The sequence below is a fragment of the Leptothoe spongobia TAU-MAC 1115 genome (assembly GCF_018739885.1).
Taxonomy (GTDB): Bacteria; Cyanobacteriota; Cyanobacteriia; order Phormidesmidales; family Phormidesmidaceae; genus Leptothoe; species Leptothoe spongobia.
This window is the reverse complement of the sequence record NZ_JADOES010000002.1, coordinates 112,369-129,422: the sequence shown is the minus strand read 5'-3', so window position 1 is coordinate 129,422 and position 17,054 is coordinate 112,369. Positions and strand designations below refer to the sequence as shown.

Here is a 17,054-nt window from a genome sequence, read left to right as displayed (position 1 = left end):
GGGAGTTTCGGGCACAGACGGTTCTAGACATAGGCAAAGTTTATGTCAGGTATGTGATCCGTCCGGACTGGTGGGTAACTGGTTATGAAGGTTCTGCTAGATTGCTCACTCCCTTCGTTACACTAATAGTTCACGATTAACCAGGGTGCCCATATGCTAACTTTCAGCAAATAGAGCCACAAAATCATGGGTAATTTACGCACTCCACAATCTCCGTTTAGTGCGATGTATCATTTAGAGAAATTTACCAGGCCATTCACACTGGTAAAGCCTAATCAGGTTCTAATGATGGGTGTTTGCAGTCTGTTAGTCGCAAAACCAGCCTTCGCCCAACTGGTTCCAGACCCCACCACAGGCACTCAGATTCAGCCAAATGCTGACGTGCGTGGACTGCCCTCAGACCTGATCGAAGGGGGAACGGTTCGCAGCGATAGTCTATTTCACAGTTTTCAAGAATTTAATATTGATCCTAACCGGGGAGTTTACTTTGTCAATCCCTTAGACATCGCTAACATTTTCTCACGCATCACTGGAAATAATGTCTCTAATATTGGTGGCACTTTAGGGGTTTTGGGCAATGCTAATCTCTTTTTGCTCAACCCCAATGGGATTGTTTTTGGCCCCAGCGCTACCCTAGATATTCCTGGCTCCTTTACGGCTAGTACGGCAGAGTCTTTTACATTTGGTGATGGTCTGGAATTTAGTGCGGCCAACCCTCAAGCGCCGCCTTTGCTCACCCTAAATGTCACACCGGGGGTCCAACTCGGTCAGGGCGATATTAATAATGCTGGTAATCTAGTTATTCCAAATGGACAAAGGCTCACTTTCCAGGGACGGCACATTAGTCATACCGGTAATCTGATCGCGCCTGGTGGCACTGTGGGTCTGTTTGGTCAAACAGTGGGTGTGTTGGATGATGCCTTGATTGATGTTTCTGATCGCGACGGTGGTGGCACTGTCTTGATTGGTGGGCGATTACAAGGGGCTAAGCCAGAACTCAATGCTCAGCGCACATTTATTGGCCCCGACACTCGCATTGTGGCAGATGCCACAGAGTCAGGAAATGGGGGGACTGTTGCCATCTGGTCCGATCAGGTCACTGGCTTTTATGGTGATATTTCTACCCGTGGAGCGAATAACCCAGCCCAGTTCTCAAATGGCGGATTTGTAGAAGTCTCCAGTGGCGGCCATTTAATCTTTCGGGGGGCGGTCGATACAGCAGCGCAATTTGGTCAGACTGGCATTTTGCTGTTAGATCCCACCACCATTACCATTGCCAATGGCACAGCCGATAGTGCAGCAGACGGGGCAGATAGCTTTGCAGGTAATGTCTCGGGGCTAGCTGGGCAGATTTTAAGCTCTCCCCTAAGCGCTATTAATGATCTAGGACCCAGCACTATTTTTGAATCTGAGTTAGAAGGCCTTGCTGGTGATACCGATGTCATTTTGCAAGCAACTGATGGAATTACGGTTGAAGACTTAGTCGATAATCAACTGAGATTTTCCAGTGGCACAGGCCGGATTGCTTTCATTGCCGATGCCAATAACGACGGTATCGGTGATGTGGTTATGCTGGATTTGCAAGATACTTTAGCGACTAATGGCAGAGATTTGACCATCTCTGGGGCCAACTTTCTGTTGGGTAATATCAACACATCAGCCTTAACTGAAGAGACAATTATCGATGTCGATGCTGGCGGGCCGATCCCAGCAGTTGGCACATCAGGTCCCGCTCAGTTTAGCTTTACCGTTCCTGATGGAGTCAGGACTGTAGGTGATCTAGATGTCAGATTCTCTGCTGCCCATACCTTTGATGCAGATCTCACCGTCACTCTCACCAACCCTAATAATCAATCCCTCATCCTTTTTGATGGTGTCGGTGGCGGCAATGATAACTTTCAGGATACTGTTCTCGATGATGAAGCATCTATCGCCATCGCTGATGGAACAGCTCCTTTTATTGGTAGCTTTCAGCCCGATGGCAGTTTAAGTATTTTTGATGGAGATATAGCCAGTGGCATCTGGCTCTTAGACGTTGTCGATAACTTTGCAGCGGATGCTGGTGCACTTTTTCAAGCTGGGGATGCGGCTCCTTGGGGGGGCGCTATCGGTACACAATTATTGTTCACGTCCCTGGCCCAAGGCAATGGTGGCGCATTAGACCTGATGGCAACGGGAAATATTGCAGCGAATGGCATTACCACTGCGGGGATTGGTGCTGGTAGTCAAGGCGGCACCGTGGCCATTGATGCCATTGGAGAATTGTCATTAGCCGGTATTAATACGTCTGGTAGTGGTGGTAGTGGGGATATTGCGATCGCAACCCAAAGCACCATTACTACAGGCAATTTAACCACCTCTGCACGAACGTTTGGTGGATCTAGCAATGTGATCAGTGGGGATGGGGGAGATATTGCGATCGCGGCCCAGGGCAACATTACTACCGGAGATTTAACCACCTCTACAACAACATTTTCTGGAGGGGATAATGTCGTCAACGGGATGGGAGGGGATATTGCCCTTTCATCCACTTTAGGTGATATCTTCACAGGCACATTGAACACATCGACTCAATCAACCTCCGGGAACCGCTTAATCGGTGGAGATGGGGGCGGTATTACCCTGTCCACCACATCTGGTGACATCCGCACCTCATCTCTGCTCACATTCACCCGTACCAATGGGTCTACTGGGGATGTTGCCGGTGGCAACGGTGGCGATATTGCAGTTTCAACAACCTCCGGAAATGTTGATTTCTCAGGTACCAATATTGTCTCACGCTCGCTGTCCTCCGGTGGCAACATAACCGGAGGACAAGGAGGCAGTCTTTTAATCTCAACATCCTCCGGAGACGTCACCCTTGCAGATGTGTTCTCAGCTTCACAAACATCTGGGAGCATCAACGTTACCGGTGCAAATGGTGGAGCTACCCTAATTTCCACCCGCTCTGGCAACATTGATGCCACCGCATCAATCACGTCAGGATCAATCACCAGCGGTTTTGGTGCCGAAGAAGTGCTTGGGGGAGTGAGCGGAGCAGTCTCATTTTCCACCACCACTGGAGATATCAACAGTCGCTCACCGTTGTTGACACTGGCTAGAACAACTGGAAACACAGGAAATATAACGGCAGGTACGGGTGGACAAATTTCGTTCTCTAGCACTGCAGGTAATATCAATGTCACTAGCGCGGATTCATCCTCGTTTTCTAGTTCATCGTCTGGTCCCATCACGGGGGGGAACGGTGGCAATATTTCAATCTTGAACAGTTCTGGTAATATCTTCACAACTTCGACCTTCGACGTGTCATCAGTGTCAATGTCATCGTCTGGAACAATATTGGGGGGTGATGGTGGCAATATTGATATTGCCAACGACTCCGGTACTATCAATACTAGTGCCTTACGCGCGTTTTCCAATTCGTCATCCTTTATGGGAACTGTCATTGGGGGCGATGGCGGCAATATCACCTTATCATCGGGCTCTGGTGATATTGCTACAACCGGTCTACTAGATTCATTTTCATTTTCAAGGGCTGCTGACGGTAATACAGCGCCTGGAGGCGATGGCGGCAATGTGTCTATTTTCTCTAACAGTGGTGAAATTAATCCAGGTTTGCCTATATTTGCCTTTTCGTTAGCGACGGCAGGACCAGCTGGCAATGGCGGTAATATTTCTCTGATCACAGAACAGAACAACATTGTCGGCAATGAGGATGCGATTCTGCAGTCATTTGCCATTTCTCAAAATGATGCAGGCAGTGGCAATGGTGGTCAGGTCATCTTATCTGCCAAAGATCAGATCTCAGACTTAGATGTTTTGACGGTTTCTTCGCAGAACCAGGCAGGAAACTTGACCATTAATGGTTTGGGTGATCTCTTACTGGATAATGTTGATTTAGTCACCAGTGCCACAGTTGTCGTGCCGTTTCCTTTTGGTCCTCCGATTATTTTTGAGGTGGGAGGTATTGGTGAATCGGGAGATATTGACATTATCGGATCTGGCGATCTCACCTTTGGCAATAGCAGCATTATCAGCAGTGCCCAGGGCATTCGCGATGCAGGGGATGTCAGCATTACCAGTCCTGGACTGATTACCGTTCAAGATCGGAGTGAGATTTCTAGCAATACCGTTAGCTCGGGTGCTGCCGGGAATATTGCCATTAGCTCAGATACAGGCATTGTGCTGGCCGGCGCAGATACCTTTTTGTCGGCCATTACCAACGCCCAAGGTAGGGCTGGTAATATCCTGTTAAATGCTCCTGATATCACCCTGGATCAAGGGGCTCAAGTTTCTGTTCGGACCAATGCTGAGGGTAGCGCGGGTGATGTTGATCTCTTGACCAATCGCTTGACTCTCGCTGAGGGTAGTCAGATCTCGGCCTCTACGTCTCGGGGCCAGGGAGGTAACCTGCGGGTATTGACACCAGCAGCCCTGACTATTACTGGCCCTGGTAGATTAGCCGTTGAGACAACGGGACCAGGCAATGCTGGCAATATTGAGATTCGCAGTCAGCAATTAACCTTGAGCGATGATGTGGAACTTGCTGCCTCCACACTGCCGGACGGTCGCTTTCCGGTGGGTTCAGTCAACGATGGGATTTTTGTCGATCCAGGTGATGCGGGAGATATTGAGATTGTTGCCGATACCTTTGATCTAACCGATGGAGCAACGGTTCAAACCAATACCCAGGGGATTGGCGATGCTGGCACAATTGAGGTGAGCGTTAGCGATACATTAAGGTTGGATGGGGGTGCGATCGCAGCAAACACCACTACCACAGCCACCGGTCAAGGCGGCAATATTAATATCAATGCCAACACAGCTCGATTAAACAACAGCAACATCAGCGTCAATAGCGAAGGCCAGGGTAGGGGAGGAGATATCTCAGTTGATTCAGACTTGTTATCCCTAAGAAACGGATCGACCATCAGCGCCACCACGGCTAACACCGATGGCGGCAATATTGATCTCCAAGCAGAGAATGCATTACTCCTGGCAGATCAGAGTGAAATTAATGCCACCGCCGGTAACGCTGCCGCCGGGGGTAACGGTGGCAACATCAATATCAACACTGATTTTGTTGTTGGTCTGCGCGCAGGCCAGAATCGCATCGTGGCCGAAGCCTTTAGCGGCAATGGTGGCAATATTAACATTGTTACTATCGCCATATTGGGAGCAGAGTTTCTAGATATTTCTGCCTCCTCTCAATTTGGCTTAGATGGAGAGATCTCCATTGACTCCCCCAATCTCGATCCGGCCAGGGGCCTGACCCAACTCCCCGCAAGCCTGGCCGATGCCAGCAACCAAATTGCCAATGCCTGCGCTATCGATCGACAAGGGCAAGCTCAATTTGTCGTGACCGGGCGGGGCGGTTTACCCACCACCCCCGCCAGCCAACCCATGGGCATTTACCCGCTATCTGACCTGGGTGCCCTGCCTAACCGATCCAATACCATTGGACAGGTAGCTCCGTTGCCAAAATCCCACCGCCAGGCGGCTCAACAACAGGCCACTGCCACCCATAAAAATAGTGATCTGACAGCATCCATTAATAGCCATACTCTAGATCATCTTTTGCAGCAGGCGGCCCAGGCCTACTATCAAGCTGACTACATCCAAGCCGCTACCCAATGGCAGCAAGCAACCAACCTACTGGCACAAACCAATGATCCCCTGACCTATGCTTCTACCCTGAGTAATCTAGCCCTGGCCTATGGTCAGCTAGGCGATTGGCAACAGGCAAATACCACCCTAATCGCCAGTCAACAACTACTTACTCCGGAAACAGTCACCCCCCAACTCCTGGCCCAGGTTTTGAACACCCGCGCCAGCCTCAACCTCAATCAGGGTGACACGCAGATGGCCCTGACCGACTGGCAACAAGCCGCCGCTATTTATCACCGTGTGGGCGATCAACCAGGGTACCACCAAGCCCAGCTCAACCAAATCCAGGTGCTGCAATCATTAGGCCTGTATCGTCAGGCCCAGAATCAACTGGAGGAAATCATTACAGCGTTAACAAACCAATCCCCCTCCCCACAAAAAGCCATCGCCCTATTAACCCTGGGGAATAACCTCCGTAGCAGTGGTGACCTGTCCCAGGCACAACAAAACCTGGAAGCCGCCCTGGCCATTGCCCAACAGTTAAGTCAGCCTGCCCTCACCAGCCAGATCTGGCTGAATCTGGGTCATGTTGCCACAGGGAATCCTGATCAGGCCCTGGCCTATTATCAACAAGCCCTAGCCATTGCCCCCAATCCCCTGGGGCAGTTTCAAGCTAGCATTAGCCAACTTCGACTACTCGTTACTGCAGACCCTGGAGCCGCCCAAAATCTTTGGGCCGATCTAGCCGTTGACCTGCAACCGTTAAATCTCCCTACTAGCCGAGAGTCCATCTATGCTCAGCTACATCTGATCCACACTTTGTTGAATAGTGATCTGTTTGAGCACTCATCTGCAGACCTACTCACCCTACTAAACCAGGCTAGTCAGCAGGCTCAGATCATCCAAGACCCCATCGCCCAAACCTATAGCCTTGGTTATCAGGGAGACTTTTATGGGAAACAACAACAGTGGAACAAAGCTGAAGCAGTTACCCAAAAAGCATTTCGCCAGGCTCAAACTCTCCAGGTACCAGAAGTCACCTACCCAATCGCATTACAGCTAGGACGTCTGCAAAAATCTCAGGGCAAACGTTCCCAAGCTATTGACGCTTACGGTATGGCCATCGACGCTCTCGAAATTTTACGAAAAGACTTGATTGCCACCAGCGATGATGTTCAATTTACCTTCCGGGATGATGTGGAGCCCATCTATCGCGAATTTGTCAAACTCCTACTCCAGGGGGATAACGCTCGCCCTGCTAAGGAAACAGATTTAAGACAAGCTAGAAAACTAATCGAAGCTTTACAGGTTGCTGAAGTCAATGACTATTTCCAGGATGCCTGTATCCAGGGCTCTTCTGTACTAGCTGACGAGATTGATCCAACGGCGGCTGTCATCTATCCAATTCTGCTGGATGACCAACTCGATGTCATCGTCAGTGTAGACGGTGATATTAAACATTACAGCACATCCGTGGCCTCTCAAGATGTAGACAAGACGATCAAACAACTGCTAGGAACTCTCACCTCACCCATTCGGTCTAAGCGACCACGGACAACTCAACAGCTACAACAAGTCTATACCTGGATTCTAGGCCCCGCAGAGGACTACCTTGCTCAACAGAATATTGAGAGCCTTGTCTTTGTTGCCGATGGTATTTTGCGTACATTACCCCTGACCACACTACATGACGGGGAGCAGTACCTGATTGAGAAGTACAACGTCGTCCTCTCACCAGGACTGAGCCTCTTAGAACCCCGTCCCCTGCAGCAACAAGATCTAAAAATGCTTGCCGGAGGTCTGAGTGAAGCGCGGTCTGGCTTTTCAGCCCTGCCCTTTGTCACCGATGAACTCCAACAGGTCACCAATCAAATCCCTGACCACCAAGTTTTGTTCAACGAAACGTTGACTAAGTCCAACCTGCTCAACAGCCTCAAAACAGCCCCAGCGGGTGTGGTGCATCTTGCCACCCATGGAGAGTTTGGGGCAACCGTCGAGGATACCTTTATCCTCACCTGGGAAGGGAAACTGACGATGGAGGAAATGAGCAAAGTTTTGCAAGCTCGTCATCGCAGTAACCTATCCCCTGTAGAGCTACTGGTCTTTAGTGCTTGCAAAACAGCATCGGGTGATAGTCGAGCTGTCTTAGGCATTGCTGGCACGGCCATTCGTTCTGGGGCACGCAGTGCCTTAGCTGGGCTATGGGCGATTAATGACCAGGCTGCGGCTACCTTTATGACTGAGTTTTATAAGGCCCTGGCTCAACCGGAGACGACCAAAGCCGAAGCATTTCGTCAGGCACAGTTGGCATTGATGCAAGACCCACAGTTGGCCTCTCCTTATTTCTGGAGTCCCTTTGTCCTGGTAGGTAACTGGTTATAAAGCTGTTTGTAAAAAATGTAGTATTTGAGTTTTGGGTAGTGCTAAATATGAATCTTGCCGTTCTTGACAATGTTCTGGAAGGTACATTTAGAGCAGCTGAGTGAGGCGGATATCATAAAGCGCGACAGATAAGAATTGAAGCGATACATTACTATATCCTTACGTCTTTAGGCCTACCAAAGCCTATACTGATTACTTAAGAATGTATGCGTTCGCTCTGTCCTATGGACTACAATTTTATAGCATTTAACTCCTGAGCCTTAAAAAAGATATATTTTCTCAACTATGAGTAACTTTTTATTGGTTCCTATACAGATGGATGCTTTGCATCTCAAATATGGAACAAGCGTAGCAGAAGCAATGGTGGAGTTTAATCGTCTCCCCTATTTCAGTGGGAAGCGAGATGTTAACCCTGATATCGTTAATGTAAGTGAATCTATTGTTTCCCAGCCTTTTCAAAATAAAAACCTTCACCTCAAAGCAGGAATTCACTTACATTGGGCACTACCCGATGCACTGACCAAAGAAAGTGTATCAGGCAAATTTCCTGCTGTTCCTAATCGTTGGCTAGTGACTCGTCGTGATCAAGACGGGGTGGACCATTGGATTGTTGAAAGTGATTATCTGCATCTCCCAAGCGTCGGTTTTCAGGAGGATAGCGTCACTTACCCTTACCAAGACGAAACTAATCAGGATTTACCACGATTTCGCTATCTGGGACGAAAACTGCCTCTAGCAGAATGGAAGAATGAGCTACAGGAAAGCAACCCAGATGTAACGTACTTAGAACGTCTAACGACTGTAGGTTATGGTGAGCCGACTTTTGCTGCCTTTTATCCTAACTGTCGTAGTGTATTTGGCTTTCACGATCCAAAATATACTGATGCGACTCCTCTACCAGATAAAGATAAGCTCCAATACGAAGTTATAGGCTGGTATAGCAACTCCAGTCAAAACTATCTCAATGAATTTCTTAAGGACTTCAATGTAAGGTATCAAGAGGATTTTCCAGAAGAGGCATTGACACTTGATACCTTCATGGATGCAATTAAAGAAGAATTCAAGTGGAAGTTTAATTGGGACAATGAGGCCTTTACTGCCGATAGTGAAGCCCCTCAGATTATCTGTTATTCTCGTTTAACCTTTAGGCCTTCTGAACATGACTTAGAACGCTCTTCCCTAGAAAAAGCGAATATCAGCCTAGCCGTTGCAAATACGGGGACAGAAGCACTATCGGCCTACCTGGCTGAAACGATTGATAAGTCTCAAAAAGCTATCATTGAGGAACAATTAGAAGCTCTACAGTTTGCGGAAAGCTTAGAAAACCAAAAATTAGATAACGGACCCAAATTTCAAGAAATTCGCCATGGGGGTGGGTTTAATGCAGTCGCTGGCGGATTTCTGTGGAGAATTCGGCTAGAAACAGAGCAATCAAATTCAGAAAATCAAGTATCTCAAACAAAACTTAATTTACCCTCAGATATTGCCGCCCAACTCAGTGCACTCAATCAGAAACAGCAAGCATACGATTCTGCTTTGGCTGAGATTAATGCCAGACGCAGGCAGCTTTTTTCTGACTGGTACAAATATATGGTTTCCACCTATCCCCCTGAAGATAGTTGGGATAATTATCCCGATATTGATGAAGTAAAATACTACATCCAAAAACAGGGACTTGAACCTCTACAAGAAAAGGTCAGGACAACGGGAACGCTAAATTTATTTCAAGATGATGCAAGAAATTTGAGTAATGCATCAGGGTCAGATTCTTCTCTATCCTCTGAACTAGCAGGAGCAATTAATAATTTAATCAATGCAACTAATACCTACAATCAGAAACTTAAAGATGACTATAATAAGCTGGATGCAAAGGAAAAAGAGAAAGTACCTTACCCCCCAGTCTATCGTTTAGAAGTAGCCGGAAGTCCTCGTTACTGGGAAGTAAAAGAACCTGTTGTTTTACTAGTGGGAGACGATGTCAAAGCAAATGAACGGCATGGTAGAGATGGTCGTTTGAGTGAGGATGGGTTACTTGAATGTCAAATCATAGAAAATCAAACGATTCAAAGCTTAGTTCAAGAAAATTTTAAGACTATTTCTGACAAGCTAGATGAACTTAAGTTGGACAAGGGTCAGGAACGGATTGGCTTTAGTATTTGGGAACGGCAACCATGGAATCCTATTATATTAGAATGGTTGGTTGAGTTATATACGGTAGCGAATGGTGGCAATAAAACTTCTGCCAATCGTAAATATAGCAATGATTTTCTGCTCCAAAATTATAACCTTAGGACAAATGATATAGATTTGTCGCTCAAATCTGCTCGATCTGTTGTTGATGACACCGCAGATAATCGCATTAAAACTGACCAGGATTCTAATATTTACAGTGGCTTTAGTATCTTAACGCCCTATGCTAATCCATTGTTACAAAAGCGCATCGAAGAGTATTTAGATAAACACGATCATAACGGGCAAGCAACGATTACTAATCCTGTTTATCAGACAATTAGTGATTACGCACAGCATTTGAAAAATCAACAACCAAGAGATAGAGAGATAGAAAGCCATTTGCGTCAATCTATTGCACCACAATATGTCGATTATGAAGAGGCCGTTGAGATTGATAGTGACGAATATTTAGGAGAATTGGCAAATATTCAAACGCTCAAGCAATGGTACGAAGATAACAAGTTTGATATCATTCCTCATCCCGTTGCTACAGCGAAACAAGCACAAGCACGACTGAAGAATCTCAATTGCCTATCTCAGGCTATAGGTGGGTTTAATGAAGCACTGTTAATGCATAAACAAACCTTGCAATTACCGATTCAAGACCCAATTGGTTTTGCAGACTACCAAACGTTTACAGATGAAGTGGGGGCAGCGGTTTCAGGAGAAATCAAAAGTGCCCCCCAACCTTTAGATGATTTTAGCCCGATTCGTTCTGGAGAACTGCGGATTATTGACTTGCAGTTAATGGATACGTTTGGGCAAGTTAGAAACTTAGATTGGAGGGTTGACTTAGAAGAATATGTGATTAAGCCAGAGAGTATGAAGGCTGAACAGAACAATCGTATCGTTCTTCCTCCTCGTTTTGTTCAACCTTGTCGGATTAATTTCCGTTGGTTATCTGCAAATGACAAAGATAATCGAGAAACAAATGATCTCTCAAACACAACTCCAATTTGTGGGTGGATACTTCCTAATAACTTAAACGATAGCTTGATGATTTATGACAATCTCGGTCAAGCTTTAGGATCAATCAATATTAATGGCGAATGGGATGATGCACCCGGTGATGCGCCACTGGCAACAACAATAATAGAGGGACACGATGTTCCTAATATATCGAATGTCCATTTGCATAAGGTAGTAAAAACCATCATTACGTTAGGCAGAGATTTCTTGGTAAATTTCAATCGCTGTCTGAATAATGCACTAAATAATATTGATCCAGAAAGTTTTGCTCAGAATCAAAGTTTGGCATTACTGATGGGGCGTCCCATTTCTGTAGTCCGAACATCCATCAGTCTAGAATTGCAGGGACTACCGGCCATTAACCAAGATTGGAATATTTTTCGTCAAGAAATGCAGCAAATGCAATCGCTTGACGAAAGAGACACCGATGACTTAGATGATGTGAAAATTCCGATTCGCATTGGGGAATATCGACAGCTTAATGATGGCGTCATTGGTTATTGGAAAGAACAAAAAAATGCAGCCAACGAGACGGGTTACGACTATGAACATGATATCTTTTATGCACAGCAAAGTGATAACAATGAATCTGAAAAAATAGAAACTCAGTTTATCGATTTGGAAATGAATCCAGAGGTGGAAGAAGGTCCAATCAATATTATCCAGTCTATTAACAGCGACCCTCAAACTTTAACGATGCTAGTTGACCCGCGAGGCGTATTTCATGCTACATCGGGGATTTTACCCAGTAAAGTAATTAATATCCCTGCTGAGCACTATGCTGAAGCATTAGCCAATATTAAAATCACTTTCTTAACTGCACCTATTTTGACAGAACGAACCAACCAGAGTCGTCTCAATCTTCCGTTGCCAACGGCTCCAGATTATGATTGGTCTTGGCTAGAAAGAAAGGGTAGAGAAACCTGGTTAGAAATTTTGACCACTTCAGTCATTGAAAAAGCTGTTTTTGTTCAAGCGTATGCTGCCTATAAAATCGAGCGGGATCCTGAAGAAGATTGGCAAGCGTTATTAAATCAAGGATGGTTAACACTTGTTAATGGTGGTGGTGAAGAAATTCATAGTAAAGCCAAAATTATTACTAAAGACGACCGGGAAACGCTTACGGGGAATTTAGAAAATATAGATGAGCTGATTGAAGAGCTATTTGATTTACATGAAATTAGTATTAACCCAGTGACTTCGCGGGCTGCTTTTACGGGGTCTCAAGAAATTCGTGAAGGTTGGCTTATTTTGAATCAATCACCAGACGAGAACTTGGGAAATACAGATACACACAGCACACCTTAGAACTATTACCTTAGATTTTGAATAATGGAACAAATAAGTATCAATATAACCATAGAAGAAGTCAATCTCATCCTGGAGACGTTAGGGCAGCGTCCTTATGTTGAAGTCTTTCAGCTAATCAATAAAATCAAAGCTCAGGCTGAAGCCCAAGTACAGGCTAATGAAATGCGTCAGCAAGAACCTAATAGAGGAGAACCTAATGCCAACCTTACCTGAAACATAGCGAGCCTTAATCTGTCTTGTATTCAAAAAAAGTTTATTAGGTCGGAGGAATTTCAATGATCGCTATTGCTAATAATGCTATGACTACATCTCGCCTCGATGTTTTCCAGATTTTTCTACAGGATGAGGATGGACAAAATATTCTGAGCATTGACGATGGATCATTGAGACAGGCACTGACAATTGATATTGTTAATACCTCTGGGAAAGAAATTGAACTTCAGTCAATTGATGGCCAACCTTCTCTGAGTAACTATCATTTTTGTATCTCCTTTCGACCGGGTACATTGCTATCTAGTCAAGACGAAGATAAAACAATTACCCTAAAGGAGACTGGGGAAGGTTGGCAAATGAAGCCGCAGGGCAATACATTTTATGTGTTGTCAACGAGTCCAGAGTCCACAGTAATCAACCCTGGCAAAAGGATTACGCTCACTCTGGAGAATATTGGTGCTGCACCAGCTGGAGGCTCGCGAGGAACCAGGGTAGAAATTAAGTATGACCATCTTCAGTATCAAGGTTCTACTGAAACGATTAGTGGCAATCGTTTACAGTATCTCAATATTGTTAATCAGCGTGGCAAAAAGCAAATTCCGCTATATGTCGGTTTTTTGGGGTCTAATACGATTCTCAATGATGGAACTGAAAATGAATTAACGTTAACGATTCAAAGCTTGCCGCATCATAATGCATCATTAACTGTTTTAGACTCACCTGAAATCACTTCAATAGGCACAACCCGATGGGATGGGAATATTGCTAAATTTATTCAAGAAAAACTTCCGAATTTTGGCGAAGCTATAAAAGAAATCAAACAAGACCCAAAAATATCCAAGGCTAGTAAACGTTTTTTTGATTTACTGAAAACATCAAAAGATTCAAAAGACTCTTTGCAAGAATTTAAAGAAAAATCAGGCAAATTAAACTTAAAGGATACTGACAAAGAGACAATTCTTTCAATTTTAATTAACAATCTAGGTGTCGTTACCCAGAAAGATCTAAATGCCATTCTGGCACGGTTGAATGAGTTACTTTATTCAACAAAACCCACTGCACAAGAGTTAGCACGTATCAATAGAAAAACCAAGGAGATAATACAGGCATCCGAGAACCTCAAGGTAATTGAACATGAATTGAATCCTCATGTGTCTTTGTCATTAAAAGGGCTTGATCAGGAAAACACGCTTGATCAAGCAGCCAAGTTTACAATTTATTTTGATGTTGTATCGAAAGACAGTAATCCGAAAAACTGGGCTTTAGTGGACCATACGGATGCAGATGATGTTCAGGTGCTAATTGAAAATCGTCAGGATAAATGGATTTTTGGCGGCAAAGAAGAACAAGGAATTACCCCAAGATGGAGCTTCATTTGCAAACAAGGATGGGCGCTCAAAAAGGATGAACGCGAAGAGATTTTAAGACTCAAGATTAACAATCTTAAAACCCAACTCCTGGCTGGTTATGCGAATCTCTATGTCCATTATGAAAATATTCCAGGATATTGGGATGGATATATTACCGTTCCCATTCATAAAGGGCCTTTAGTTTATCGAGAAAAAACTGTTGATAGTAACAAGATTGGTTGTGTTGGCATTGGGACAGATGAACCGCAGGCCAAGCTTCATGTTAAGTCCTCATCTGGTAAGGATATAGCTAAATTTTCTTCAGCTTCTGGTGATGCGTATATTCTTATTGAAAGTGGTAGTTCTGATGAAGCTTATCTGAGACTACAAAATACAACCACGGGCAAAAATGCCTGGATGGTGGGTATGGATGATGATGAACAATTTAAGATAGCTTATGGATCCGGTACAGATATTACGGCAGGTAACAGTAAGATAACCGTAACTCAAGCAGGAGATACCGCGATCTCAGGTAATCTCTCTGTCACTAGTGGAAAAGTTGGGATTGGGATTGCGTCAGGTACTGAACAATTGAAAGTAAAAGGTGATACAGCGATTACAGGAAATCTCTCTGTTGATACTGGTAGTTTTGGTATCGACAATAAGGGCGAGCAGTGGAACCTGCAGGTTGATTCTGACGGTAATTTGAGATTTAATGCTAACGATCTTGTTGATGGATCTACTCGAATGATCATCAATGACGATAATGGCAATGTTGGTATCGGTACTAATGATCCAGGTACGAATAAATTAAAAGTACAAGGAGATACTGAGATCGCTGGTGAACTTAAAGTTGACGGCATAATCCGCTCGAATGTATTTCGACCTTCAACAACTAATGATTGGGAGATCGCTCTAAATGGTGAACATCTAGAAATTCGAGAACCAGAAGAGGATGGTAAAGTCTGGGCAAGATTCAATGATGATAGTAGTCTTCATCTGATTGGGACACCCAATCTTATAGTTGATGGCACTCTAAAAATAGGTAATACTGTTATTACTGAAAACGATTTGAAGACTTTAAAGAAGTTTGTCGATTCTGAACTAAAAGTCCGTATTCAGTCTCCACAAGGTTATTACATTGACAACTATGCAAATAGGAATGGTGGTGGAGACAGCGCCCGCTCGATTGAATTTCGTAGTGATAAAGCTCCCGGCACTAGTTTAAAACTAAAGATTATTGGTTAGTACAGATATTTTGCATCTATACTTCAACTACTTTTCTCCTTTAAAGAGGTCATTATCGATGGAAATTAGCAAGCGATCGTACCCTATCCCATTCCAATTATCAGAGCCAATAAATGATGAGTCTCAAACGCGATCACACTTCTCCCACTCCAATGATTCAGAGAGAATGAGTTATGAAAATTAAAAGGCGATCGGACTCTATCCAATTTCAGTTATCGGAGGGAATGAGCTGTGGAAATTGGAGGCGATCGCCTATTCATGTAACTAAAGGATAAAGAGTAGTTCAAAATTGGAAGTAATTACTCCCGACTCCGTCTCAAAAGCTTATTTTCCGAAAACGGTAAAAGCACACTATGGCCATCTCAGCTGACAAAAACATAAATTATGGTGGTGACCTTGTCAACCAAAAGTACAGACCCTTAGACAACATTGTTTATGACAGGAAAAACAAGAAATACTATGGTGCTTTACTCGATAACCGATGGAATCAGCTTATGGACGCGGATATATTGCCGAAACCCTTGTTGCTGGCTACATCGAACTGGCGTACGATTATCAGATCTGAAGCAGGTAAGCGACCACCCCTGGTAGTTATATCTAGTAACCGCTCAAAATGGATTAAGCAGGGGATTGAAGCAGCCAACCAGAAACTACTTGTTCTCGATGAGAGAAGTTTTAGAAGTGCCAGCGATTTGCGCGCGCTGATGAGTGAAGAGGTTTCGCCACCTATCTACTGCCGAACAAGGATTGCTCCAGGCACTAACAACAATCGTAATATATACATTGTTGTCAATATTTCTGAGTACGAGACTTATAAAAACAACCTTGCAGGCACGGGTATTACGGTGATTGGATGGGTATTTAAAAGGTCGACGCCCCATCCACCTCCAAATCGTAGTCACTTTGTCGGCTTTGGAGCGAGTCGTTTTGCCGCAATCCAGTTCTGTAAAGAATTAAGAACTGCAGCGACTCCGCCAAAAGGAGACGCTCCCTGGGATTATGCTTGGCTCTTCGACGACAATGTTGTGGCACTCGGAAAGTTTCCCGGTTATGGGGCTATAGAAGACAAAATAAAGGAAGTTGAAAACTGTGTAAGTGTTGGTTTTTCAGGAGGTACAAAGGCAGAAGAACACTGGAGGATTTCTGCATGGGCACAGACCGAGTCAGCCAACGGGAGAGGACAACAATCTGACACCGTCCCCAATGCTGCTAACTCGGAAGGTCTTATACAACAAGCTGCGTTATGGAATATAAAATACTTAACGGACAAAGCAATCAATTTCAGCCCTGTATACATTTCGTCAGCCGAGGATGTTAGCTTTGTGAATTACTTTAAGAGGCAGAAAATTTCGTACTTGTTTTACAAAGGCATTAGCGTTGTTAAGGAACGCGTCAGCATCTACGATCAAGAGATTAATAAGGTTAATAGCATGAGACAGGGTTATACAGCCTGGTTCTCTGATGCTGAAAACTCTGGGGTTTCCGAGAATGGCCTTCCACCACCAGTTATGGTTGACCCACAACAAGGCAATGGTGAGCAAAAACTTTCAGATTTCATCGTTAATCATGTTTTACCAGATAAAATGAAAGGCGATTTTAATATACGACATCTTGCGAATAGTCAAGCAGTAGAACAAATTACGTCTGGTGCAATAGAAGAGAAAGTTCTCATAGAGGACAGAGTTATAGACCGGGTTTTCAAAATCTCTGGAATCAGTGTTGATAGACGCGATATGCCATAGG

General features: G+C 44.7%; 5 protein-coding genes. All 5 read left to right on the top strand.

The window, feature by feature from the left end; all coding sequences use genetic code 11:
* Window positions 1-186: 186 nt before the first annotated feature.
* The 5 genes from IXB50_RS01305 (at window position 187) to IXB50_RS01285 (ending at window position 17,053) form a co-directional block, all read left to right on the top strand.
* Window positions 187-7,989 carry a CHAT domain-containing protein gene (locus tag IXB50_RS01305; RefSeq protein ID WP_215607128.1) on the top strand — a complete coding sequence of 2,601 codons (7,803 nt, stop codon included), beginning with the start codon at window positions 187-189 and terminating at the stop codon, window positions 7,987-7,989.
* Window positions 7,990-8,274: 285 nt separating this feature from the next.
* On the top strand, window positions 8,275-12,498 hold the full coding sequence (locus IXB50_RS01300) for a hypothetical protein (protein WP_215607127.1): 4,224 nt from the start codon (window positions 8,275-8,277) through the stop codon (window positions 12,496-12,498).
* 24 nt (window positions 12,499-12,522) lie between these two features.
* The gene (locus IXB50_RS01295) at window positions 12,523-12,714 is read left to right on the top strand and encodes a hypothetical protein (protein WP_215607126.1); all 192 of its coding nucleotides are present in this window, start codon (window positions 12,523-12,525) and stop codon (window positions 12,712-12,714) included.
* A gap of 62 nt (window positions 12,715-12,776) precedes the next feature.
* Entirely contained in the window at window positions 12,777-15,311 is a 2,535-nt protein-coding gene (locus IXB50_RS01290; RefSeq protein WP_215607125.1) for a hypothetical protein, read from the top strand.
* 353 nt (window positions 15,312-15,664) lie between these two features.
* Window positions 15,665-17,053 (top strand): hypothetical protein, encoded by a 1,389-nt coding sequence (locus IXB50_RS01285; protein WP_215607124.1) that lies wholly within the window; start codon window positions 15,665-15,667, stop codon window positions 17,051-17,053.
* The last annotated feature ends 1 nt before the right edge of the window (window position 17,054 follow it).